Below are 23,433 nucleotides of genomic sequence, written 5' to 3'. Positions count from 1 at the left end.
GGGCGGAAAACCGCCGGAACCCGGCTCTTCGCCACCCATTGGGCGGTAGGAAGGGTTCCGGCGCAGTGTTCCGGCGCATGATTCCGGCGCACGAGTCCTCGCGGACGGCGAGCGGTACGGCGAGCAGTGGCGAGCAGTAGGGAGTGCCGGGTGGGTCAGCCGGAGATGCAGCCCGAGGGGCCGCCGCGGAACGGAGCGGGCGGTGGCGGTGAGGGGGCGGCCGGGACGCGGCCGGGCGACCTGACCGGGCGGGCGTTTCCCCTCGGGGACTGGGCCCTGCCCGCCGAGCGCCTTGACGAGCTGTACCGGTGGGTGGAGCGGGGCGCGCTGGACACGGCCGCCTGGTACCTCGCGGACCGGGTGTGGAAGCGGCGCGGCGCGGTGCTGCTGCGCGGCGGGGCCGCGGTGGGCGCGGTCGCCGGGGCGGCGCTGCCGCTGCTCGACCTGTCCGGGGCGGTGGGCGGGGTCGCGCCCTGGGGGTATCTGGCGCTGCTGTGGGCGGTGGCGTGCGTGGCGGTCGACCGGTGCTTCGGTGTCACGGCCGGGTGGATGCGGGACGTGGCCACGGCGCAGGCGGTGCAGCGCCGGCTCCAGACGCTCCAGTTCGACTGGGCGTCGGAGAGTGTGCGGGAGGTGCTGGGACCGGCGGAGGGCACGGCGAGTGAGGCCGCCGAACGGTGCCTGCTGGTGCTGCGGCGGTTCTCGGAGGACGTGACGGAGCTGGTGCGGGCGGAGACGACGGACTGGATGGTGAGCTTCCGTCCGGGACCGGCACCCCTGGGACCGCACGCCGCGGCGGCGGCCGACGGGCCGCGCCCCGAGGGCGCGGGCACCGGCGCCACCGGCCGCTTCCCGCTCCCCCCGCAGAACGGCTCCCGCCCGAACATGCCCCGCCAGCGCCCGCCGGAGCCCCGGTGACGACCGGTGGCGGGGTCGCGTCCGCTCATCCCCGGGTGTAGACCAGGGACTCGCCGGTGTCGTCGTTGGTGCGTTCCAGGCTGCCGTCGGGCAGCAGGGTGACCGTGCTGGAGCCGCCCGGGGCGCAACTGGTGGACGGTCCGGTGGTGACCCGGGACGGGCCGAGCCGCAGCGGCCCGTCGGCGCCCGGCTCGGCGGTGAGGGCGGCGGCGAACACGCAGTGGTAGGTGCCGGTGTCCGTCGGGCCGTCCGCCACGAGGGTCAGCACCGTCTCGCCGACCTCGCCCTGCGCGATGGTCAGCCGCCGGGGGTGCGTGCCGGAGGCGTTGTCGATCGCGGTCGCCCAGCCGCCCAGGTACCCGGCCGGGACCGTGCCCTCGTCGGCGGACGGAGTGGGCGAACCGGTCGACGGCGACTGGCCCGCCGCCGGGTCCGACGTGCCGGGCGAGCCCGACCCCGGGTCCTGCGGCGCGCCGGTGGACCGCGTGGGGGTGGGGTCGCCGCCCGCCGTGTCGGCGCCGTCGCCGCGCATCAGGGCGTAGACCGTGCCGCCCGCGCCCAGCGCGACGATCAGGGCCACGACGATCAGCAGCGCGGTGGAGCGGGCGCTGCGGGGCGGCTCGTGCGGGGGTCCGTACGGTGGCGGCCCCTGGGGCGGGGTCGGGCCGAGGCCGCCCCCGCCGTACGGGTGCTGGTAACCGGAGTGCGGGTAGCCCGGCGACGGGTAGCCCGGCTGCGGATGGCCCTGCTGCTGGTACCCCGGCTGCTGCTGATGGCCGGGCTGGTGGTGGCCCGGCTGCGCCGTGTGCCATCCCTCGTCGGGGGCCTGGGCGTGTCCCGGCGCGGGCGGCTGGGCATGGCCGTCGGCGGCGGGCGGAGGCGTGGGCGGGACCTGGCCGGCGACCAGGGTCGGGAGGTGGTCCAGCGGGGTGCCGCCGCTGCCCGGCTCACGCGGGGGCGGCGGACCCACCGGCGTCGCACCGTCCGGCACCGGCTCCGCACCCGCGCCCACACCGCCCGGCGCCGCTCCGGCGGCCCCGGCGCTGCCGGGCCCTGTACCGCCGGGCCCCACACCGCTGGAACCCGCGCCGCCGGGCTCGGCACCGCCGGAATCCGCACCGCCGGACCCCGCCGCACCACCGGAATCCGCACCATCTGCCCCCGCACCGCCGGACCCGGCTGCCGTGCCCCCGCCAAGCGCGGCCGGTGCCCCGCGGCTTCCGGCCTGCCCGGCCTGCCCGGCAGACCTCGCCTGCCCCGCGGCCCCCGCGTCTTCGGGGTTCTCCGTGTCCAGCAGCCGTACCGCGTGCCGGCCGAGCTGGGCCACCAGGGCGCTGGGCAGCCACGGGTCGCGGGAGCGGCCGCCGGTGACCGTGTCCTGCGCGCCCGTGCGCTCCAGGATCTCGGCGAGGCCCGGCCGCGCGGCGGGGTCCTTCCTCAGGCAGTCGCGTACGAGGTCGGCGACGCCCTCGGGCACGCCCTCCAGGTCGGGCTCCTCCTGCGCGATGCGGAACATCAGGGCGTGCACGCCGCTGTTCGCGGCGCCGAACGGCAGCCTGCCCGTGGCCGCGTAGACGAGGACCGAGCCGAGGCAGAAGACGTCGCACGCGGGCGTGACGCGGTCGCCGCGCACCTGCTCGGGCGCCATGAAGCCGGGCGAGCCGACGAGCGCGCCGGTGCGGGTGAGGCCGCCGTCGGTCACCGTCTCCAGGGCGCGGGCGATGCCGAAGTCGATGACGCGGGGGCCGTCGATGGTGACCAGGACGTTGGACGGCTTGAGGTCGCGGTGGATGATCCCGGCGGCGTGGATGTCCTGGAGCGCGTGGGCGAGACCGGCCGCCAGCGTGCGTACCGACCGCTCCGGCAGCGCGCCGTGGTCGTGCCCGACGACCCGCTGGAGGCTCGGCCCCGCGACGTACCCGGTGGCGACCCACGGCACCGCGGCCTCGGTGTCGGCGTCCAGTACGGGCGCCGTCCAGTACCCGCCGACCCGGCGCGCGGACTCGACCTCCTGCCGGAACCGCTCGCGGAACTCATCGAGCGCGGCCAGTTCCTCGCGCACCACCTTGACGGCGACGGTGCGCCCGCGCTCCGAGCGGGCCAGGTAGACGTGGCCCATGCCGCCCGCCCCCAGCCGCCCCAGCAGCCGGTAGGTCCCGATGTTCCCCCAGTGCTGAACGCCCGGGGGGTCCCCCAGTGGGTCCCCGTCCCCCAGTTTCCGCATGCCGCGCCGCCTTCCCCCCGCACGTGAGCAACAGGGCGAGGATAGTGCGGAGGCGGTCGCACGAAGGGCGGGCGTTGTCCACGGTTCCGTAACGGAGCGGCCCGCCCGCGCCGGCGACGCACCGACGAGGCGCCGGCGACGCGTCGACAACCTGTCGTGGAAAGCTCCCGACCGCAGACAGGACGCCGATTCCGTTTCCGCATCGCGGACATCTACCCTCGGCCGCATGACCCCTCAGCCCAATCCCCAGGCCGGCGCCGCCGTGAAGGCCGCGGACCGCGCGCACGTCTTCCACTCCTGGTCAGCGCAGGAGCTCATCGACCCGCTCGCCGTCGCCGGCGCCGAGGGGTCGTACTTCTGGGACTACGAAGGGAAGCGCTACCTCGACTTCTCCAGCGGGCTCGTCTACACGAACATCGGCTACCAGCACCCCAAGGTCGTCGCCGCGATCCAGGAGCAGGCGGCGCGGATGACGACGTTCGCGCCCGCGTTCGCCGTCGAGGCGCGCTCGGAGGCGGCCCGGCTGATCGCCGAGCGGACGCCCGGCGACCTGGACAAGATCTTCTTCACCAACGGCGGCGCCGACGCCGTCGAGCACGCCCTGCGCATGGCCCGGCTGCACACCGGCCGCCCCAAGGTGCTCTCCGCCTACCGCTCGTACCACGGCGGCACCCAGCAGGCGGTCAACGTCACCGGTGACCCGCGCCGCTGGGCCTCCGACAGCGGCACGGCCGGGGTCGTGCACTTCTGGGCGCCGTTCCTGTACCGCTCGCGCTTCTACGCCGAGACCGAGGAGCAGGAGTGCGCGCGGGCGCTGGAGCACCTGGAGACGACGATCGCCTTCGAGGGTCCGGGGACGATCGCCGCGATCGTCCTGGAGACGATCCCGGGCACCGCGGGGATCATGATGCCGCCGGCCGGCTATCTGGCCGGGGTGCGCGAGATCTGCGACAAGCACGGCATCGTGTTCGTCCTCGACGAGGTCATGGCCGGATTCGGGCGCACCGGCACCTGGTTCGCGGCCGGCCTGTACGACGTCGTGCCCGACCTGATGACCTTCGCCAAGGGCGTGAACTCGGGTTACGTGCCCCTCGGCGGCGTCGCGATCTCCGCCGAGATCGCCGCGACCTTCGCCGAGCGGCCCTACCCCGGCGGACTGACCTACTCCGGGCACCCGCTGGCCTGCGCCGCCGCCGTCGCCACGATCAACGTCATGGCGGAGGAGGGCGTCGTCGAGCACGCCGCGCGGCTCGGCGCAGAGGTCGTCGAACCGGCGCTGCGGGAGCTGGCCGAGCGCCACCCGAGCGTCGGCGAGGTGCGCGGCACCAGCATGTTCTGGGCGCTGGAGCTGGTGAAGGACCGGGAGACCCGGGAGCCGCTGGTGCCGTACAACGCGACCGGGCAGGCGGCCGCGCCGATGTCCGCGTTCGCCGCCTCCGCCAAGGCCCACGGCCTGTGGCCGTTCGTGAACATGAACCGCACCCACGTGGTGCCGCCGTGCAACATCACCGAGGCGGAGCTGAAGGAGGGCCTCGCGGCCCTGGACACGGCACTGTCCGTGGCGGACGAGTACACACGGTAGGCGGGGCCGGGCGCCGGATCCGAGCGCGTAGGGTTGCGTGCTCGTACGCGGTAGACATATGTACGAGCACACCCCCCGAACGACGCCCGACCGGCGCCCCGGACCCGACGAGGAGACGCCCGACCATGCCCGGCCCCAGCGGTACCGGTGCCGTCACGCGCAGCACCCTGCGGCAGCAGATCGCCGACGCGCTCCGCGACGAGGTACTGGCCGGGCGGCTCCAGCCGGGGCAGGAGTTCACGGTCAAGGAAATAGCCGAGCAGTACGGGGTGTCCGCGACGCCGGTGCGCGAGGCCCTGGTCGACCTGTCCGCGCAGGGGCTCCTCGACGCCGACCACCACCGGGGCTTCCGCGTCCACGAGTACTCGGTCGACGACTTCCGCGGCATGATCGAGGCCCGCAGTCTCGTCACCGACGGGATGTTCCTCGCCCTCGCGGCGGACCTGCCGGACCCGGCCGATCCGCGTATCGCCGCCGCCCTCTCCGGGGTCCGGCGGCGCGGCGAGGAGGCCCAGCGCGCCGCCGCGGCCGGGGAACTGACCGTCCTGATCGGCTACGACCTGCGCTACTGGCGCGAACTGGCCGCCCTCTTCGGCAACCCCTACCTCTGCGACTTCCTGCACCGGCTGCGCGTGCAGAGCTGGGTGTGCACGGTGCAGCACCTGCGCCGGCTCAGCGACCTGCGCGGCGCGCTGTGGGCCGGGCACACCGAACTGGTCGACGCCCTCGCCCACCGCGACGTCCCGGGCGCACGCGCGCTCGTCGACGCGTACAACGCCCACTCGCTCGCCCTCATCGAGGGGCTCACCGGTGGCGGCGACGGCGGCATCGCCGGGGGATGACCAACGGCGGACGTGTCGTGGTCCGGCCCCAGATGGGTATGGGACCTGCACGCGAAGCACGCCCGACGCACCACCGACACACACCGACTACGCTGCCCTGACCACCGTGCTGTGTGAGGAGCCCTCTTTTGGCCTGTGACCTGTGGCTGGTACCGCTCGTCGACGTCTTGTGCCACACGCCGGACAACCCGTTCGCCGAGGAACTCGCGCAATACGACAAGGTGCTGGCCGAGGCCGGGCTGCCGCCGGTGCCGGTGTACCAGTACATGCCGGGACTCTCCGGCGAGGTCGCGCCCGTGGCCGGTTTCGACTACGACGCGCTGCATTTCCTGCGCCGGTCGTACCTCCTCCAGGTGTGCGGACTGCCGGTCACCCCGGTGGACGAACTGGGCGGGGACTACGAGCAGTTGCTGGAGATGTTCGAGTCGACGGCCCAGCAGTCCCACCTCGTCTGGCACTACGACCACGCGGGCGCCTACGTCCCGGTCGACTTCCCGCACCCGCTCGCCAACGACGAACTCCTGGCAGGCGGCGGCCCCTTGGGTTCCTCGCACACCCTGCTGCGGGAACTGGAGGCCGTCGCCCCGGCCCTCGGCATCGACCCGGCCAACCCCCCTGCTCCGCCGCAGCCGCCGCTCGCCCCTACGGAGCTGGAGGAACCGGCCGTGCCCGCGCCGTACGACTCCAGCCCGTTCGCCCGGGAGCGCCACGTGTGGCTGGGCCTGCACACGGCGGCGACGCGGAGCCTGGCACAGGGGTCGATGATCGTCTTCAGCTGACCGGGGACCGGTCGGGGTCGGTCAGCCGAGCTGGGACAGGCCCTTGCGCAGATCGTCCGCGTTCATGATCGGGGAGACCTCGACCTCGGCGTTCAGCTCGGTGAAGAACGGCTCGCCGGTCGGCGGCAGCTCCGAGCTGTCCTGCATGTCGAAGACCAGCAGGGCCGTCCGCCGGCCGCCGACGGGGCCGAAGTAGGCGGCCTCCGGCTTGAGCTGGTCGAGCGTCCGGCTGATCACCTCGGGCAGTTTCCCGCTGCGGATGGCCTCGTTCGCCTTCTCCGTGTCCAGCGTCGCCTTGAGCAGCACGCGCATCGCACTCACCTTCTTCTGCCGACGCGACGTGTACGGGTTCAGCCTATGCCCGTGATGTCCAGTTCGTTCAGGCGAGCGGGCTCGGCGATCACGTCGATGCCGGTCATGCGGCCGTCGACGGCGAAGTCGAAGCGCAGGACGACGCGCAGCCTGCCGTGCTCGGCCATCGCCATGCCCACCCGGCCGTCGACGAGGACGACGGCGGCGGCCCTGGCCCGGCCCATCGAGGCCATCGCGCCCCTGGCCACCGGCTCCACACCACTGACGGTGAAGGGTTCGGGCGTCGGGACGACCGCCGCGTCGGCGCGCAGCACGACGTCCGGGTGGAGCAGGGCCACCAGCGCGTCGAAGTCGCCGCCGCGGGTGGCCGCCAGGTAGGCGTCGACCGCGCGGCGCCGGCGCGGCAGGTCGGCCTCGGGTGCGGGGACGCCCCGGACCCGGCGGCGGGCCCGGCTCGCAAGCTGGCGGGTGGCGGCGGGGGCCTTGTCGAGCATCGCGGCGATGTCGTCGAAGGGCACGTCGAACATGTCGTGCAGGACGAACGCGAGCCGCTCGGCGGGTCCGAGGGTGTCCAGGACGATCAGCAGCGCGATCCCGACCTCGTCGGCGAGCTGCGCCTCCTCGGCCGGATCGGCGCCGGTGCCGGCCACTTGTGTACGGGCCCCGTCGTCCAGCGGCTCCTCGCGGCGGGTGTCCCGGGTACGGAGCAGGTTGAGGCAGACCCGGGCCACGACCGTGGTGAGCCAGCCCGAGGGATTGGCCACCTCGGAGGTGTCCGTCCGGTCGGCCCGCAGCCAGGCCTCCTGAAGCGCGTCGTCCGCCTCACCGAGCGAACCGAGGATCCGGTACGCGACCGCCCGCAGCCGGGGCCGGTCCAGCTCGAACTGCCGGGCCACGTCATCGGGTCGTCCGGGCACCGTACGGCTTCCTTCCGCGTCCGTGCACGGGCCCTCGGAGGGCGGGACCCCATTGAATCCTCCCCCGGCTGAAGCAGGGGGATTCCTGGCTCAGGAAGCCCCACCGGTCAGCGACCGGCAAGGTCTTACTCCCTCGACACCAGCCGGGTTGAAACCAGCCCGGGATCTTCGATCAAGTCTGGTGGTGCAGGTGCGCGCTTGGTTCTCGCAACGCAGGACGCTGTCTTGGTTCTCGACCAGCCTGGACGATTCTACAAGCCGACGGCAGCGGATGAGTACGTCTTTCGCCTGGGGACCGAAGGGAGGACTACAGAGCGGTGGCGGCCTCGTCGAGGCCGATGCACTTGCGCTCCTGCGGGATCCACTTCACGGCGGGATCCAGGGCGGCGAGGATGCCGCCCACCTCCTCGCGCGGACCGGAGTACGTGAACTCCACGGCCGGTGAGCGGCCGTAGGTGCGCAGGACGCTCACGCCGTCGCGCTTGAGCCGTGCCTCGTCCAGGACCCAGTCGACGCCGTCCGCGGTGACGCAGAGGTTGATGTTGGGCTGGAGCTCCTCGGCACCGCAGCGGAACACGGCCTTCTGGCCTCCCCAGGACGCCACCGAGTCGCCCAGGGCCCAGTCGCGCGAGGCGCCGGGTATGTCCTCGGGCAGGCGGGAGATCACCGTGTCGCACTTGGCGTCGCCGGCGTGCGGTGCGGCGGAGACGCGGTGGCCGTCGACGTAGAAGGCCCCGCCGGTCACGACGACGACCGCCGCGGTCAGCCAGATCCACGTCCGGGTGGTGGGCTTCCGCATGTCCGCTCGCTCCGTCTGTCCGTGGTGACCGCGCTGTCCGTGGTGACCGTGATGTCCCGGCCCCTGCTGTTTCGGCCAGCGTATCCGCCCGCCCGACGCCGACGGCCGGGGCCCCGTGCGGGGTCCCGGCCGTCGTGGTGCGTGCGCCGTGCCTACAGGAACGAGTTGATCTCGATCGTCTCGTCCCGGCCCGGGCCGACGCCGATCGCGGAGATCGGGGCGCCGGACATCTCCTCCAGGGCCTTGACGTACGCCTGGGCGTTCTTCGGCAGGTCGGAGAAGGACTTCGCCTTGGTGATGTCCTCGCTCCAGCCGGGCAGCGTCTCGTAGACCGGCTTCGCGTGGTGGAAGTCGGACTGCGAGTACGGCAGCTCCTCGACGCGCTTGCCGTCGATCTCGTAGGCCACGCAGACCGGGATCTGCTCCCAGCCGGTGAGGACGTCGAGCTTGGTGAGGAAGAAGTCGGTGAGGCCGTTGACGCGGGTGGCGTAGCGGGCGATCACCGCGTCGAACCAGCCGCAGCGCCGGTCGCGGCCGGTGGTGACGCCGCGCTCGCCGCCGATGCGGCGCAGGGCCTCGCCGTCCTCGTCGAACAGCTCGGTCGGGAACGGTCCGGCGCCGACGCGGGTCGTGTACGCCTTGAGGATGCCGATGACCCGGCTGATCTTCGTCGGGCCCACGCCGGCGCCGGTGCAGGCGCCGCCCGCGGTCGGGTTCGACGAGGTGACGAAGGGGTACGTGCCGTGGTCGATGTCCAGGAGCGTGCCCTGGCCGCCCTCGAAGAGGACCACCTTGTCGTCGTCGAGGGCCTGGTTGAGGACCAGGACGGTGTCGGCGACGTACGGGGCGAGCTTGTCCGCGTAGCCCAGCAGCTCCTCGACGACCTGGCCGGTGGCGATGGCGCGGCGGTTGTAGAGCTTGGTGAGCATCTGGTTCTTGACGTCGAGCGCCGCCTCGACCTTCTGGGTGAGGATCGACTCGTCGTAGAGGTCCTGGACCCGGATGCCCACGCGGTTGATCTTGTCGGCGTAGGTCGGGCCGATGCCGCGCCCGGTGGTGCCGATCTTGCGCTTGCCGAGGAAGCGTTCCGTCACCTTGTCGACGGTGACGTTGTACGGCGTGATGATGTGAGCGTTGCCGCTGATCAGGAGCTTGGACGTGTCGACGCCGCGCTCGTTCAGCCCGCTCAGCTCGGAGAACAGGACCGACGGGTCGACGACGACGCCGTTGCCGATGACCGGCGTGCAGCCGGGGGAGAGAATTCCGGAAGGGAGCAGGTGCAGGGCGTACTTCTGGTCGCCCACGACTACCGTGTGGCCGGCGTTGTTGCCGCCCTGGTAGCGCACCACATAGTCGACGGAGCCACCGAGCAGGTCCGTCGCCTTTCCCTTGCCTTCGTCACCCCACTGAGCACCGAGCAGCACAAGTGCGGGCACGCGCGTACACCCCTTCCGGGCGGGGCATGTCCATGGTCGAGGGCGTATGCGACGGGTTTCCGCCACGTACACCGCGACCGTCGTTGGCCGCCAACCGTCGGACCGGGTGCCCCGGAATAGACGAAGCCCCTGGCGCAACAGCGCAAGGGGCTCTTGCACCAAGATGCTACCCGAGGAAGCGAGGCATGGCCGAGGTGGCGACTTCCGCGAGCTCTTCCGCGAACTCTTCCGCGAGGTCCGACCAGCTTCTGGTGGTGGTGGATCCGGCCGCCCGGCGCATGGACGGGGAGTCCGTCCGGATCGCGAAAGACGTGCTCAGCGCCGGTGCGTCGCATACGAAGGTGTGTCTTCCGGACGGCCCGGAGGAGTTCGCGCGGGCGCTGCGGCGGCGCGGCTCGCGGCGCCCGGTGGTGGTCGGGGACGACGGTGCGCTGCTGCGGGCCGTGGCACTGCTGCACCGGCAGCGGGAGCTCGCGGGGTGTGCGCTGTCGGTGGTGCCGGTGGGTCCGGCGCTCGGTCTCGCCCGGTCCCTGGGGCTGCCGACCGGGGCGGTGGCGGCGGCGCGGGCCGTGCTGGACGGCGCGGAACGGCGCCTGGACCTGCTCGTGGACGACAGCGACGGGGTGGTGCTGGGGGCGGTGGGCATTCCGCCGGCCCCGTTCCCCGTCCCGGGGCGGGAGGACCCGGCGCCCGGCCCGGGGTCGCTCCGCCCCTGGCTGCGGACCTGCCAGTCGCTCGTACGGACGCTGGCCTCCGCACGTCCGGCGCGGACCGCCGTGTCGCCGGGGACCGCCGGTCCGGCCCGGCTGCGGGTGGAGGTCGACGGGGTGACGCTGGTCGACCTGGACCAGCCGGTGGAGGCGCTGACGGTGACGCCGGAGGGCGGCGGGCTGGCCGCGGTGGAGGTGCGGCCGCTGTCCGTGGGCGCTCAGGCGGCACCGCTGACGGCGAGCGGGCGGACGGTGACCGTGTCGGGGGCGCACTTCCGGTACCGGGCGGACGCGGTGGTGTGCGGTCCGGTGGGGACGCGGACGTGGGTGGCGCGGGAGGGGGCGTGGGGGCTGACGCTGCCGGCGGGGTAGGGGCGGGAGGGGCGGGGTTCAGGGGTCCGGTTCGGTCCGGGTTCCGGTCCGGGTTCCGGGATCCGCGTTCCGGGGGCCGGTTTCACCCCTGCCCGAACCGCTCCTCCCGGTGCACGCGCCAGCGTTCCATCATCGCGGCGATCTCCTCGTCGACGAACTCGAAGAAGGCGAGGGTCTCGGCCATGCGGCGGCCCGCCGGGGTGTCGGCGCCGAGGCTGGTGACGCCGTCGCTGAGGGCGCTCTCCCAGCGCTTGAGGACGGCCTCGCGGTTGGTCAGCGCCTCGTACCACTGGTTGCTGTGCACCCGGTAGCGCTCCCGGCGCGAGCCGGGCTCCCGCTCGCGCGAGACCATGTGCTGCTGCGAGAGGTAGCGCACGGCGCCGGAGACGGCGGCCGGGCTGACCCGGAGCTGCTCGCCGAGTTCGGCGGAGGTCAGCGAACCCGAGTCGGAGGCCAGCAGCGCGGCGAAGACCCGGGACGGCATGCGCTGCATCCCGGCCTCGACGAGCTGGGCCGCGAAGCCCTCCACGAACTTCGACACCGCCTCGGGGTCGCGCCCCGCCGCCGCCTGATCCGCCTGATCCCCTGGTTGTCTCATCCCACGATCATCTCTCACCGTCTTGACGCTTCCTTAACTTCACAAGTTTCTGAAAGTAGCGTACGTTCCGAATCATGACGAAGGCAATCAGCGTCTCCGGACTCCACAAGTCGTTCGGACGCACGCATGCTCTGGACGGGCTCGACCTGGAGGTCGGGACCGGGGAGGTCCACGGGTTCCTCGGACCCAACGGAGCCGGGAAGTCCACCACCATCCGGGTCCTGCTCGGCCTGCTGCGCGCCGACTCCGGCGCCGCGCAGGTGCTCGGCCGCGACCCGTGGGCCGACGCGGTGGAGGCACACCGCCGGATCGCGTACGTCCCCGGCGACGTGACGCTGTGGCGCAACCTCTCCGGCGGCGAGGTCATCGACCTCTACGGCCGGCTGCGCGGCGGACTCGACACCCGGCGGCGCGCGGAACTGGTCGAGCGCTTCGAACTCGACCCGACCAAGAAGGGCCGCACCTACTCCAAGGGCAACCGGCAGAAGGTGGCCCTGGTCGCCGCCTTCGCCTCCGACGTCGACCTGCTGATCCTCGACGAACCCACCTCCGGGCTCGACCCGCTGATGGAGGAGGTCTTCCAGAGGTGCGTCGAGGAGGAGCGCGAGCGCGGCCGGACGGTGCTGCTCTCCTCCCACATCCTCAGCGAGGTCGAGGAGCTGTGCGACCGGGTCAGCATCATCCGCAAGGGGCGGACCGTCGAGAGCGGTTCGCTCGCCGACCTGCGCCACCTGACCCGGACCAGCGTCACCGCCGAACTCGCGGGCGCCCCGAACGGCCTCACCCGCCTGCCCGGCGTGCACGACCTCGACGTCCGGGGCCACCGGGTCCGGCTCCAGGTCGACACGGACAAGCTGGACGCCGTCCTCAGGTCGCTGAGCGAGACGGGCGTGCGGTCGCTGACGTCGACGCCGCCGACGCTGGAGGAGCTGTTCCTGCGGCACTACCAGGCCGAGGACGCCGAGGACGCCGACGACGCCGAGGACGCCGGGGACGCGGAGTCCGGTGCGGAGGTGACGGCGCGATGACCGCCACCGCCGACGCCACCACCGCGGCCTTCGCCGCCCGGACCGGGGGCGCGCGCCGACTCGCCGGCACCGGCACGCTGCTGCGCTTCGCCCTGCGCCGCGACCGCGTGCTGATCCCCGTCTGGGTCGCGGTGAACGCGCTCATGGTGCTGTCCATGCCGGGCACCATCAAGGGCCTGTACGGCACCGCCGCCGAACGCGCCGACCTGATGCGGCAGATGGAGACCAACGCCTCGCTGCGCGCCCTGGTCGGCCCGGTCTTCGACGACAGCCTCGGCGCGCTCACCGCCTGGCGCGTCGGCCTGTACGCGGGTGCGCTCGCCGCGGTGATGAGCCTGCTGATCGTCGTACGGCACACCCGCGACGAGGAGGAGACCGGACGGCAGGAGGTCGTCGCCTCCGGGATGGTCGGCCGCCGCGCCCCGCTGACGGCGGCACTGCTGGCGGCGGCGGTCGCCAACGCCGTCCTGGCCCTGCTGGTCGCCGTCGGACTGGCCGGGCAGGGGGCGGTCGGCGCGCTGGCCCTCGGGCTCGGGGTCGCGGGCGTCGGGATGCTCTTCGCGACCACGGCGGCGATCGTCGCCCAGCTGACCGAGAGCGCCCGGCTGGCCCGGGGGCTGACGGCGGCCGTGCTCGGCGGGGCCTTCGTCCTGCGCGCGGCGGGAGATTCCGCGACGGACGACGGCTCGTCGGTGCTGACGTGGGTGTCGCCGCTGGGCTGGCTGGAGAACCTGCGGGCCTTCGCCGGTGAGCGGTGGTGGGTGCTGCTGCTCGTCGCCGGCGCGGCGGTGGCCCAGGGGGTGGTGGCCTACGCCCTGGCCGGGCGCCGGGACCTCGGCATGAGTTTCCTGCCGACCCGACCGGGACCGGCCGCCGGGCGCCTGGGTACGGCAGGGGCGCTGGCCTGGCGCCTGCAACGGGGCAGCGTCCTCGGCTGGAGCATCGGCTTCCTCCTCGCCGGGGTGGTCTACGGCGGGATGACGGAGGGTGCGGCCGACCTGGTCGGGGACAACGAGCAGGCCCGCGAGATCATCGAGCGGATGGGCGGACAGGCCGGGCTCACCGACGCCTTCGTGTCGGCGATGGTCGGCATGCTGGGGCTGGTCGCCGCGCTGTACGTGGTCGCGTCGGTGCTGCGGCTCAGCGGCGAGGAGACCTCCGGGCGCGCGGAACCGGTGCTGGCGGGCGCGGTGGGCCGGCTGCGGTGGGCGGCGGGCCACCTGGTGATCGCCTTCGGCGGCGCGGCGCTCATCATGCTGCTCGCCGGGCTCGGCTTCGCCGCCGGGTACGGGCAGGACTTCGGGGCGATCCTGGGCGCGTGCCTGGTCCAGCTCCCGGCGGTGTGGGTGATCGGCGGGACGGCGGTGCTGCTGCACGGACTGCTGCCCCGGGCGGCCGTGGCCGCGTGGGCCGTCGCGGGCGCGGTGCTGCTGCTCGGCTGGGTCGGGCCGGCACTGGACGTGCCGCGGAGCGTCCTGGACGTGTCCCCGTTCGGGCACCTGCCGAAGCTGCCGGGCGGGGAGATGAGCTGGACACCGGTGCTGGTGCTGCTCCTGATCGCGGGGGCACTGGTGGCGGCCGGGCTCGCCGGGTTGCGGCGGCGGGACCTGACGTGAGGATCCGCCGGACGTGACATGAGGTCCACGGGACGTGACCTGAGGTCCGCGGGACCTGACCCGAGGTCCCGCGGGGCCGGTCCGGACGGCGGAATCCGGCCGGATCGCGGCGGTTCGCGGCGGCCTCTTGCGCGGAGGCGACGCGACCGAAATAGTTGAACGGTAAACCACAGACGAGGGGAGCACCCACATGAGCGTCGCGCTCGTACGCAACCCCGGCGAAGGAACCCACTACCGCTACTACGACAGCGTCCAGGAACAGGTCGTCTCGCACACCGAGACCCGGGGAGTCGTCAGCGTCGCGCGGCTGACCATGCGCCGCGCGGACGCCCCGCCCCTGCACGTGCACAGCCACGAGGACGAGAGCTGGGTCGTACTGTCCGGCCGCGTCCGCTTCTGGGTCGGGGCGGACTCACTCGCCGCGTGCGAGGTCCACGACGCCGGACCGGGCGCCTACGTCTTCGGCCCCCGGTCGGTCCCCCACACGCTCCAGCCGCTCACCACCACGGCGGAGGTGCTGGTCATCAACAATCCCGGGGCGATCGAGGGCTACTTCCGCTCGGTCGGGCACACCGAGGCGCGGCAGGACCTGGACCACGTGGACGGGCTCGCCCGGTACGGAGTGACGCTCCTGGACGGCCCGCCCCACGCGGAGGGCGTCCCCTGCCCGTCGCGGTGAAACCGGCGCGGGGGGCGACGGCGTCCTCGTGGGCATGAAGCGAGACGCGGTGACCGGTGGCGGGTGCCTGGTGTCGGCGGCGGGCGTCGTGGGCGCCGTATGGCTGTGGGGGTCCTCGGACCGCACGCAGCGCCACCTGGGCAACGAGTTCGAGAACAACGGGCAGGACTTCGGCGCCGCTCTCACCGAGTTGCCGTTCGTCTTCCTCGCCGGAGCCGTCGTGCCCGCCGTGGTGTGGGGGCTCGGGGCCTGGCTGCTGGGGCGGCGCCGGCGCACTGGGTCCCCGAGCGTCTCGGAGCCCTCGGGCGTCTCGGAGCCCTCGGGCGTCTCGGAGTCCCCGGGGGTCTCAGAGTTCCACGCGTAGCCCCGTCAGACCGCGCATCACGAAGTTCGGCCGGCGTTCCGGCTCCGCCGCCAGGCGCAGCCCCGGGGCCCGCTCCAGCAGGGACGTCATGGACGCCGCCAGTTCGATGCGGGCCAGCGGGGCGCCGATGCAGTAGTGGATGCCGGCGCTGAAGGAGATGTGGGGGTTGTCCCGGCGGGTGAGGTCGAGGCGTTCCGGGTCGGTGAAGACCGCGGGGTCGTGGTTGGCCGAGCCGAACAGCATCGCCACCTCCGCGCCGCGCGGAAGGGTCGTCCCGTCGATCTCGATCTCGTCCAGGACCCAGCGCTCGAAGAGCTGGAGCGGGGTGTCGTAGCGCATCAGCTCCTCCACGGCGGACGGGACGAGGGAGTGGTCCGCGCGCAGGGCGGCCAGCTGGTCGGGGTGGCGGAAGAGCGCCAGCCAGCCGTTGGTCGTCGCGTTCACCGTGGCCTCGTGACCGGCGTTCAGGAGCAGGACGCAGGTCGAGATCATCTCCTGCTCGGTGAGGCGGTCGTCGTCCTCGTCGTGCGCCGCGATCAGACCGGAGATCAGGTCGTCGCCGGGATCCTTGCGGCGGGCCGCGATGAGTGTGCGCAGGTACTCGGAGAAGTCGACGGACGCCCGGACCGCCTTCGCCGCCGTCTCCTCGGACGGGTTCAGCTCGTACATCCCGCAGATGTCCGCCGACCAGGGGCGCAGCGGGGCGCGGTCGGACTCCGGGATGCCCAGCATCTCGGCGATCACGGCGACCGGCAGCGGCTCGGCCACGTCGGTGAGCAGGTCGCCGCCGCCCGCCGCGACCAGCCGGGCCACCAGGTCGTCCGCCAGCCCGTGCACGTACGGCTTCAGCCGCTCCACCGTGCGCGGCGTGAACGCCTTCGACACCAGGCGCCGGATACGGGTGTGGTCCGGCGGCTCCAGGTCGAGCATGCCGTGGTCGTTGAGCGTGTGGAAGGGTTCCTGCTCCGGCGGGGGCGGGGTGCGGCCGAAGTCCTCGTGGCTGAAACGGTGCTGGTAGGTCCGGCCGAGCCGGCGGTCGCGCAGCAGCGCCGACACGTCCGCGTGGTGCGGGACCAGCCACTGGTCGCTCGGCTCGTAGTAGAGCACCCGCCCCCGGGCCCGCAGCTCGGCGAAGGCGGGGTAGGGATCGGCGACGAAGGCAGGGTCCCACGGGTCGAATGCGGGGCCGGACACGCGGAAATCATCGGATGCAGCCGTCATGGACGGACGATAGATCCTCGACCCGGCCGGTGCATACACTCCGCTGATGCATGCCAAATGGGTGGGGGCCGCCTTGGCGGCGGGACTGGCACTGTGGTTCGGGTGGGGACTGGCGGGGTCGGTGACGCTGGGATGCGCGCCGCATCCGAAGGGAGGGTGCGGTGTCCCGGAGGGCGGCGGCAAGTACTTCGCCGCGGTGATGATCGCGCCCGTCCCGCTCGTTCTCCCGTTCAAGACCGGCTTCCACCGCAGGGACTGGCGTCCGGCTCTGGGCTACTCGGCCGGCGCGGTCGCGGGTGCCGTGGTCGCCCTGGCCATGGGGGCCTCTCTCGGTCACTGGATCGTGGCGCTCGTCCTCGTGTCGTCCGCGGTTCTCGTCCCGTGGTGCACATGGTGGAACAGCGACGCGGTGCGCGAAGCGAGGCAGCGGGAGCGCGCACAGCGGCAGCGTGAGGAACGGACGGCACAGGCACGGGCCCGTAGGAGCCAACGGCGACGCGAACGGCGCCAACGCCAGAGGGAGTTGCGGCAGCGACAGGACAGCGGACGGTGACCGGTGGCGGTCGCCCCTGAGGTCAGCCCGGGGTCACCAGCCGCGCCTCGTAGGCGAAGACCGCCGCCTGGGTGCGGTCGCGCAGGCCGAGCTTCACCAGGATGCGGCTGACGTGGGTCTTGATCGTCGACTCGGCGACGACGAGACGCTCGGCGATCTCCGAGTTGGACAGGCCCTGCGCTATCAGGACCAGGACCTCCGTTTCGCGCTCCGTCAGATCGCCGTATGCCGCATGCGCCCCGGACATCGGGCGCGGGGTCTCGGACAGCTTGGAGAACTCGGTGATCAGGCGCTTGGTGATGGAAGGCGCCAGGAGGGCCTCGCCCGCCGCCACCACCCGGACGCCGTCCGCGAGCTGGCGGGCCGAGGCGTCCTTGAGGAGGAAGCCGGAAGCACCCGCGCGCAGTGCCTGGTACACGTACTCGTCGAGGTCGAAGGTGGTGAGGACCAGCACCTTGGACGTGCTGTCCGCCGCGACGATCTCCCGGGTCGCCTCGATGCCGTTCAGCTCGGGCATGCGGATGTCCATCAGGACGACGTCCGGGGCAAGCTCGCGGACCTTCGTCACCGCCTCCCGGCCGTTGACCGCCTCGCCGGCGACCTCGATGTCCGGCATCGCGTTCAACAGGACCGAGAAGCCCTCGCGCACCATCATCTGGTCGTCGGCGATCAGTACGCGGATCGTCATGATTCGTCCTCGGTCTGCACGGTGACCGGCAGGAACACCGCCACCTCGTACCCTCCGTCGTCCGTCGGGCCCGCCGTCATCTCGCCGTTCAGCATCGAGACGCGCTCGCGCATGCCCGTGATGCCGTGGCCGGCGCCGGGCGACGGTTTGACCAGGGTGTTCGGTGGGACGGCGGTGTTGACGACGCGCAGGCCCAGGCCGCCCAGGACGTAGGAGACCTCGACGCGGGCCGTCGCGCCCGGCGCGTGCCGCAGGCTGTTGCTCAGCGCCTCCTGCACGATGCGGTACGCCGACAGCTCCACACCGGGCGGCAGCTCGCGCACCGCGCCGGTCACCGCCTTGTCGACCGTCAGACCGGCGTCGCGCACGTTGGCGAGCAGGGCGTCCAGGTCGGCGAGCGTCGGCTGCGGGGCGTCCGGGGCCTCGTAGTCCTCGGCGCGGACGACGCCCAGGACGCGGCGCAGCTCGGTGAGGGCCGCCACCGCGTTCTCCCGGATGGTGGCGAAGGCGCGCTCCAGCTCCTCCGGCGGATTCTCCACCCGGTAGGGCGCGGCCTCGGCCTGGATGGCGACCACCGACATGTGGTGCGCGACCACGTCGTGCAGCTCGCGGGCGATGGTGGTGCGTTCCTCGAGCAGGGTGCGGCGGGAGCGCTCGTGCGCGGTGACCGTCTGCTGGGCGGTCACCTCCTTGCGGGCGGTCTGCCGTATGTGCCAGAGACAGACCACGAGCAGGGCGAACGCCGACGTCACCATCATCGGCCCGCTGTTCGTGTAGTAGTACGACCCGCCGAAAAAGACGTCCGACACGAAGGCGTACACGCAGGTCAGGACCCACATCCACACAGCGGTGCGGGGCCGGGTGCGCAGCGCCACGATGATCAGCACCGCGAGGTGGCAGAGGAACGCGCCCGGCATCCAGGGCCAGTCCCACCCGGCGCCATTGATGAGCGCGACCAGCGGTGTCACGGCGAGGGACAGCCAGAACGCGCCGATCGGCCGCACCAGTGTGGTGAGCACCGGGAGGGCGCACAGGATGCCGGTCAGCAGGGCCGGCACGTCGCCGCCGGGCAGGTCGCCCGAGACCGCGCCGAGAACGAAGGTGAAGAACGCGATCGTCCCGACCACCGCGTGCGGGAGGTACTGGGCGTCCGAGCGCAGCCGGCCGGGCAGCCGGCGGACGAACGGGCCGTCCGTGTGGCGGGGCGGCAGGACGCGGTAGGCGAAGGGGTCGTGGAACAGGTCCTGGCGCAGTCCTCGCAGGGAGGTCCGGACCAGCCGGTACTCCTGGCTGCGGGTCCCGTCCTCGTGCTGCTGGTGAGTCGTCTCGGTCACGCTCACACGGTAGGCCGACCGGGAGTGGCCGGTCGTCCCCGTGCAGAGGGGTTCTCCGGCGTCCGTCTCAAGTACTACGGGGGCCACTGCGCGTCGCTCCTCAGTACCCCGACGGGCGCACCAGGCCCGACTCGTACGCGAACACCGCCGCCTGCGTGCGGTCCCTGAGGCCCAGCTTCACCAGGATCCTGCCGACATGGGTCTTCACCGTCTGCTCGGCGACCACCAGACGCTGGGCGATCTCCGCGTTCGACAGGCCCTGCGCGATCAGGGCGAGCACCTCCGTCTCCCGCTCGGTCAGCTCGCCGACGCGGGCCTTCAGCGGGGCCCGCGGGCGGTCGTCCAGCCGGGAGAACTCGGCGATCAGCCGCCGCGTGATCCCCGGCGCGAGCAAGGCGTCACCGGCGGCCACGACCCGGACCGCCTCGGCGAGCTGGTCGGCGGAGGCGTCCTTCAGCAGGAAGCCGGAGGCCCCGGCCCGCAGCGCCTCGTACACGTACTCGTCGAGGTCGAAGGTGGTCAGCACCAGCACCCGGATCTCCGGAGTGGCCCCGGTGATGCGCCGGGTGGCCTCGATACCGCCCAGCTCCGGCATGCGGATGTCCATCAGGACGACCTCCGGGGCCAGCTCGGCGACCTTGGCCACCGCGTCCAGGCCGTCCACCGCCTGCCCGATCACCTCGATGTCGGGCTGGGTGTTGAGCAGCACGGTGAAACCCTGCCGGACCATCTGCTGGTCGTCGGCGATCAGCACGCGGATCACGCGGCCGTTGCTGCTGGTCGTCATGGGGTGTCGTCCTTGGTGAAAGGGGCGGTGGGCGGGTCGCTGAAGGAGGCGGCGGGCAGGTCGGGGCCGTCGGCCGGCAGGAACGCCGCCACCTGGTAGCCGCCGTCCGGCATCGGGTGGGCCGTCAGCGTGCCGTCGAGCATCGCCACCCGCTCCCGCATGCCGAGCAGCCCGTGCCCGGCCCCCTGCGACGGCGCGGGGGCGCGCTTCGGCCGGGTGTTGGAGACTTCCACACGCAGTCCGATCGGCAGGTGGGTGAGGTGGACCCGGGCGGTCGCGCCCGGCGCGTGCCGCAGCACGTTGCTGAGCGCCTCCTGCACGATCCGGTACGCCGACAGCTCGACGCCGGGCGGCAGCGGTCGGCGCGTGCCACTGCTGCCGGTGGTCACGATCAGGCCGGCGGCTCTGATGTTGTCCACCAGCGCGTCGAGCCGGTCGAGGGTCGGCTGCGGGGTGTGCGGCGCGGCACCGTCGCCCGCCTCGGGCACCTCCGGCACGTCCGGATGCTCGGCGCGCAGCACGCCCAGCACCCGGCGCAGCTCGGTGAGCGCCTCCAGGGCGTTCTGCCGGATGCCGGCGAGGTTCTCCTTCAGCTCGTCCGGCGGGTTCTCGACGAGGAGGGGCGCGACCTGGGCCTGGATGGAGATCACCGACATGTGGTGGGCGACCACGTCGTGCAGCTCGCGCGCGATACGGCCGCGCTCCTCGAGCAGGGTGCGCCGGGCCCGCTCCTCGGCGGTGAGCGTGGTCTGCTCCGCCAACTGGTCCCGGGCTTCGCGTCGGCCTCGCAGGGCGATGCCGAGAAGGACGACGACCGCGAACAACGCGACCGCCAGCCAGCCGGTGGGCTGGTAGTTCCGCGCACCGATCAGGCCCTCGAACACATAGGTGATCAGTGCGCTCAGGGCGAACGCCTCAACGGCCACCCGCGTACGAACGCGTAGAGCGAGCAGCAGCATTACGAACATGTGAGCGATCAGTCCGGCGGCCGTCCAGGGCCAGGTGAACCTGTAGTCCTCGGCGTTCATCAGCACCGCGAAGGCTCCGACCACGGTGGCCGCCGTCGACAGCCACCACGCCGGGACAGGCCGCCACAGCGCGAGCAGCATCGCGGAAGCCGACGCGAGGGCGATCAGGAACGCGAACTCCGGCGTCAGCTTGCTGTGGTCGTTGAGCTGGGCGGTGTTCCCCAGCAGCACCCCGAGCGCCGCCAGGCACACCACTCCGTGCGGGAACCAGCGCAGCCACACCGACGGCGGCAGCGGATCGGCCCGCCAGGTCCACAGGTCGTCGTGGAGCACGCGCAGCCCGCGTCCGGCCCGGACCCGTGACCGGGCCACCTGCCGTTTCCCCCATCGCGTCACAGGCCCCACCTTAGACATGACGTGCCCCCGCCCCGGCCGCCCGGCGCTGCGGGCGGTGGGTGCGCACGACCCGCGAGCGCCGCCGTCCCCGGCCGTGCTGCTCGCAGGAGCGGAACGTGGCCCAGCAGCCGGCCAGGACCAGCGCGAACACGGGGAGCCAGGCGAGCCGGGCCGCGACCCAGTCCAGGCCGTCGGGACGCGTGTGCAGGCCGGGCAGACGGCCCGCGAGGAGCCCGGTGGCCGTGGTCGCCATCAACGCCGTCTGGTGCCAGAGGAAGATCGTCATCGCGGAGAGGTTGACCAGCGCGACCGCCGCCCAGGCCACGGGACGCCGCATCGCACGGCGCAGCCGGTCCCGCAGCAGCAGGGCGAGCCCGCACTGGGCCAGGCCGAAGGTGACGGCGGCCAGGGTCGGCGGGTTGAGGTTCGACACCGACGCGCCGGGGACCCCGACCATCGACGCCGGGTAGCCCGCCCAGGCGACGAGTGCCGCGGTGGCCGCCGTGCCGCCGGTCAGCAGGATCCAGCCCGCGCGAGGTCGGTCCAGTTCGCCCCGGGTCCAGGCGGCGCCGAGGGCGTAGGGGACGAGCCAGCCGGCCGCGAGGTTGACCCAGCCCAGCCAGGACGGGGCGCCGAGCCCGAAGCGCAGCAGGTCCATGTGGAGGACGACGACCAGCGGCCACAGCGGATGCAGCCGGGTCAGCAACGGCGTCGCGGCGGTCAGCGCGGCGAAGACCAGCAGGAACCACATCGGGGACAGCGCCAGCTTCACCAGGGTGTGGACGGTCACGAAGTCCGCGCCCGTGAGCAGGAGCAGCGCCGCCGTCACCGTCCACAGGGCGAGGACGGCCAGGACAGGGCGGAAGAGCCGGGACAGCCGGGCGCTCAGCCAGCGGCCGTAGGACTCGCCGCGGGCACGGGCCGACACGTACCCGCGCGTGGCGACGTGACCGCCGACCAGGAAGAACACGGCGAGGGTCTGGAAGGCCCAGGAGACCGGGGCCAGCCAGGGCATGTCCCCCAGCGGGCTGGCCGAGTGCAGGCTGCCGCCGTCGGCGACCAGGGCCGTCACCAGCCAGTGCCCGAGGACCACCCCGAGGATGGCAAGGGCGCGCAGAGCGTCCACGGCCCGGTCCCGGTCCTTGGGAGTGGCCGCGTCGATACGGTGGGCGGCCTCGCGCAGGGTGCCGCGTGCGAACGACGGTATGACGGTCGGGGTCGGGGCAAGGTCAGGCATGGGTCACCTCCGTGGTCTCGCCCAGGGCGATCCGGGTCAGGTTCGCTAGGGAGCGGGAGCCGGTGTCGAAGTAGTCGCTGTGGCCGGCGTCGCCGGTGTCGAAGACCCGGGCGCCGAAGTCCGGGGAGACCGGGTCGGTGCCGAAGCCGACGGTGGTGCCGAACAGGTCGGCGCTGACGTGCGGCACGTGCTCCACCCAGTCGTCGGCGCCCCGGCCCGCCCATATCCGGGCGTCGGAGCCCAGGCCGGCGGCGGTGTCGGCACCGGTGCCGGGGCTGCCGACCAGGGCGATGTCGGCGACGTCCAGGCCGTCGGCCGCGCGGGCGCACACCACCGAGCCGTAGGAGTGGCAGAGGAGGGCGATGCGGGCGCCGGAGCCGGTGATCCGGCGCAGGTCGTCGACCAGGTGGCGCAGCCCGGGGGCGGCCCTGTCGGCGCGGTCGGTCCTGGCGACGGTGGTGCTGAAGGTGCCCGGTGTCTCGTAGCCCAGCCAGGCCACGACGGCGGTGCGCGTCCCCGCGGGAGCCGAGGCGACGAGCTGCCGGTGCAGGGCGAGGGCGGCGGCGCGAAACCGGCCGTAGGTGTCGATGCCGGTGTCGGAGCCCGGGACCAGCACGGCGACACGGTCGGCGTGCGCCAGGTCGCCGAAGACCTCGGTGACCAGTCCCGCACCCCGGCCGTCGAAGGCGAGGAGGTGCCGGGACGGGTCGGCCATCGCACGGTCCGCCGCCGCGCGGTGCCGGTCGCCGTGGTCGGCGGCCATGCGGGACGCCCGAGCCGCGTTGGCCCGGTGGGCGGCGTAGGTGTCGTCGAGCGTGGCGGCCGTCGGGGCGGCCACGACGGCAGGCGCGGGGGCGGGAATCGTGGGCCGCGCGGCCCCGGAGAGGGGCAGCACCACGGCGCCGGTGATGAGGGCGGCGCAACCGGCGCGGCGCCATCCGCGCACCCGCCGCCGCCAACGTACCGTCGTCCCCGGCCCCATGGCCTCTCCCCTCCGGACCGCCCGTCCATCGGGCGTGTCTGAAGGGGAAGTTATGAATCGGGCCGGGTAACCCGCGTCCCGCCAGGGAACT

At 73.2% G+C, this 23,433-nt stretch carries 23 protein-coding genes; 10 read left to right on the top strand and 13 right to left on the bottom strand.

Annotated elements, in window-relative coordinates:
- Nucleotides 1–150: 150 nt before the first annotated feature.
- Nucleotides 151–918 (top strand): SLATT domain-containing protein, encoded by a 768-nt coding sequence (locus tag Sco07f_RS07515; RefSeq protein WP_087790127.1) that lies wholly within the window; start codon nt 151–153, stop codon nt 916–918.
- A 25-nt stretch (nt 919–943) separates the two neighbouring features.
- Here Sco07f_RS07515 and Sco07f_RS07510 read toward each other — a convergent pair whose 3' ends face one another.
- Nucleotides 944–3,142 (bottom strand): serine/threonine-protein kinase, encoded by a 2,199-nt coding sequence (locus Sco07f_RS07510; RefSeq protein WP_108987322.1) that lies wholly within the window; start codon nt 3,140–3,142, stop codon nt 944–946.
- Between the two features lie 226 nt (nt 3,143–3,368).
- On the opposite strand from Sco07f_RS07510, the gene Sco07f_RS07505 reads away from it, so the two are divergent.
- From Sco07f_RS07505 to Sco07f_RS07495, 3 genes are all read left to right on the top strand, one after another.
- A complete protein-coding gene (locus tag Sco07f_RS07505) occupies nt 3,369–4,724 on the top strand; it encodes an aspartate aminotransferase family protein (protein ID WP_108987321.1) in 1,356 nt (451 codons plus the stop codon).
- A 125-nt stretch (nt 4,725–4,849) separates the two neighbouring features.
- On the top strand, nt 4,850–5,566 hold the full coding sequence (locus Sco07f_RS07500) for a GntR family transcriptional regulator (protein ID WP_007451866.1): 717 nt from the start codon (nt 4,850–4,852) through the stop codon (nt 5,564–5,566).
- Nucleotides 5,567–5,694: 128 nt separating this feature from the next.
- Nucleotides 5,695–6,345 (top strand): putative DNA-mimic protein, encoded by a 651-nt coding sequence (locus Sco07f_RS07495; RefSeq protein ID WP_007451864.1) that lies wholly within the window; start codon nt 5,695–5,697, stop codon nt 6,343–6,345.
- 21 nt (nt 6,346–6,366) lie between these two features.
- Here Sco07f_RS07495 and Sco07f_RS07490 read toward each other — a convergent pair whose 3' ends face one another.
- From Sco07f_RS07490 to Sco07f_RS07475, 4 genes are all read right to left on the bottom strand, one after another.
- Nucleotides 6,367–6,657: a hypothetical protein gene (locus Sco07f_RS07490; protein ID WP_007451870.1), complete on the bottom strand. Its 291-nt coding sequence runs from the start codon at nt 6,655–6,657 to the stop codon at nt 6,367–6,369.
- 38 nt (nt 6,658–6,695) lie between these two features.
- Entirely contained in the window at nt 6,696–7,574 is an 879-nt protein-coding gene (locus Sco07f_RS07485; protein WP_108987320.1) for a sigma-70 family RNA polymerase sigma factor, read from the bottom strand.
- 307 nt (nt 7,575–7,881) lie between these two features.
- Nucleotides 7,882–8,373 carry a DUF3515 family protein gene (locus Sco07f_RS07480; RefSeq protein ID WP_108987319.1) on the bottom strand — a complete coding sequence of 164 codons (492 nt, stop codon included), beginning with the start codon at nt 8,371–8,373 and terminating at the stop codon, nt 7,882–7,884.
- 152 nt (nt 8,374–8,525) lie between these two features.
- Nucleotides 8,526–9,809, bottom strand: a complete 1,284-nt coding sequence (locus tag Sco07f_RS07475) for an adenylosuccinate synthase (protein WP_003975310.1) — start codon at nt 9,807–9,809, stop codon at nt 8,526–8,528.
- A 185-nt stretch (nt 9,810–9,994) separates the two neighbouring features.
- Here Sco07f_RS07475 and Sco07f_RS07470 point away from each other — a divergent pair, with 185 nt between their 5' ends.
- On the top strand, nt 9,995–10,891 hold the full coding sequence (locus Sco07f_RS07470; RefSeq protein ID WP_054102625.1) for a diacylglycerol kinase family protein: 897 nt from the start codon (nt 9,995–9,997) through the stop codon (nt 10,889–10,891).
- Nucleotides 10,892–10,973: 82 nt separating this feature from the next.
- Here Sco07f_RS07470 and Sco07f_RS07465 read toward each other — a convergent pair whose 3' ends face one another.
- Nucleotides 10,974–11,489 (bottom strand): GbsR/MarR family transcriptional regulator, encoded by a 516-nt coding sequence (locus Sco07f_RS07465; RefSeq protein ID WP_174855316.1) that lies wholly within the window; start codon nt 11,487–11,489, stop codon nt 10,974–10,976.
- Between the two features lie 74 nt (nt 11,490–11,563).
- On the opposite strand from Sco07f_RS07465, the gene Sco07f_RS07460 reads away from it, so the two are divergent.
- From Sco07f_RS07460 to Sco07f_RS07445, 4 genes are all read left to right on the top strand, one after another.
- Nucleotides 11,564–12,517 (top strand): ABC transporter ATP-binding protein, encoded by a 954-nt coding sequence (locus tag Sco07f_RS07460; RefSeq protein ID WP_108987318.1) that lies wholly within the window; start codon nt 11,564–11,566, stop codon nt 12,515–12,517.
- Nucleotides 12,514–14,133: an ABC transporter permease gene (locus Sco07f_RS07455; protein ID WP_108987317.1), complete on the top strand. Its 1,620-nt coding sequence runs from the start codon at nt 12,514–12,516 to the stop codon at nt 14,131–14,133. The genes Sco07f_RS07460 and Sco07f_RS07455 overlap by 4 nt, the downstream gene beginning before the upstream one ends.
- A gap of 190 nt (nt 14,134–14,323) precedes the next feature.
- Nucleotides 14,324–14,812, top strand: coding sequence for a cupin domain-containing protein (locus Sco07f_RS07450; protein WP_108987316.1), 489 nt, complete (start codon nt 14,324–14,326; stop codon nt 14,810–14,812).
- A 34-nt stretch (nt 14,813–14,846) separates the two neighbouring features.
- Nucleotides 14,847–15,176 carry a hypothetical protein gene (locus Sco07f_RS07445; RefSeq protein ID WP_108987428.1) on the top strand — a complete coding sequence of 110 codons (330 nt, stop codon included), beginning with the start codon at nt 14,847–14,849 and terminating at the stop codon, nt 15,174–15,176.
- Here the strand turns inward: Sco07f_RS07445 and Sco07f_RS07440 are convergent.
- On the bottom strand, nt 15,159–16,397 hold the full coding sequence (locus Sco07f_RS07440; RefSeq protein WP_108987315.1) for a cytochrome P450: 1,239 nt from the start codon (nt 16,395–16,397) through the stop codon (nt 15,159–15,161). The two genes, Sco07f_RS07445 and Sco07f_RS07440, sit on opposite strands and share 18 nt — an antisense overlap.
- Nucleotides 16,398–16,443: 46 nt before the next feature.
- Between Sco07f_RS07440 and Sco07f_RS07435 the strand changes: the two genes are divergently transcribed.
- A complete protein-coding gene (locus Sco07f_RS07435; protein WP_244941996.1) occupies nt 16,444–16,950 on the top strand; it encodes a hypothetical protein in 507 nt (168 codons plus the stop codon).
- A 22-nt stretch (nt 16,951–16,972) separates the two neighbouring features.
- Here Sco07f_RS07435 and Sco07f_RS07430 read toward each other — a convergent pair whose 3' ends face one another.
- From Sco07f_RS07430 to Sco07f_RS07405, 6 genes are read right to left on the bottom strand one after another with little or no spacing between them, the layout of a single operon-like run.
- A complete protein-coding gene (locus tag Sco07f_RS07430) occupies nt 16,973–17,638 on the bottom strand; it encodes a response regulator (protein WP_108987314.1) in 666 nt (221 codons plus the stop codon).
- Nucleotides 17,635–19,059: a sensor histidine kinase gene (locus Sco07f_RS07425; RefSeq protein ID WP_108987313.1), complete on the bottom strand. Its 1,425-nt coding sequence runs from the start codon at nt 19,057–19,059 to the stop codon at nt 17,635–17,637. Before Sco07f_RS07425 ends, Sco07f_RS07430 begins: the two co-directional genes overlap by 4 nt.
- Nucleotides 19,060–19,072: 13 nt before the next feature.
- Complete coding sequence (locus Sco07f_RS07420; RefSeq protein ID WP_108987312.1) at nt 19,073–19,759, bottom strand: response regulator; 687 nt, start codon at nt 19,757–19,759, stop codon at nt 19,073–19,075.
- Nucleotides 19,756–21,141 carry a sensor histidine kinase gene (locus Sco07f_RS07415; RefSeq protein ID WP_108987311.1) on the bottom strand — a complete coding sequence of 462 codons (1,386 nt, stop codon included), beginning with the start codon at nt 21,139–21,141 and terminating at the stop codon, nt 19,756–19,758. The genes Sco07f_RS07420 and Sco07f_RS07415 overlap by 4 nt, the downstream gene beginning before the upstream one ends.
- Complete coding sequence (locus Sco07f_RS07410) at nt 21,134–22,360, bottom strand: acyltransferase family protein (RefSeq protein ID WP_244941995.1); 1,227 nt, start codon at nt 22,358–22,360, stop codon at nt 21,134–21,136. Before Sco07f_RS07410 ends, Sco07f_RS07415 begins: the two co-directional genes overlap by 8 nt.
- Nucleotides 22,353–23,342 carry an alpha/beta hydrolase gene (locus tag Sco07f_RS07405; RefSeq protein ID WP_108987310.1) on the bottom strand — a complete coding sequence of 330 codons (990 nt, stop codon included), beginning with the start codon at nt 23,340–23,342 and terminating at the stop codon, nt 22,353–22,355. The genes Sco07f_RS07410 and Sco07f_RS07405 overlap by 8 nt, the downstream gene beginning before the upstream one ends.
- Between the last annotated feature and the right edge of the window lie 91 nt (nt 23,343–23,433).

This window comes from Streptomyces coelicoflavus (assembly GCF_003112555.1).
Lineage (GTDB): Bacteria > Actinomycetota > Actinomycetes > Streptomycetales > Streptomycetaceae > Streptomyces > Streptomyces coelicoflavus.
Note: the sequence above shows the minus strand (reverse complement) of the source record. Positions and strands in the feature narration are given on the sequence as shown.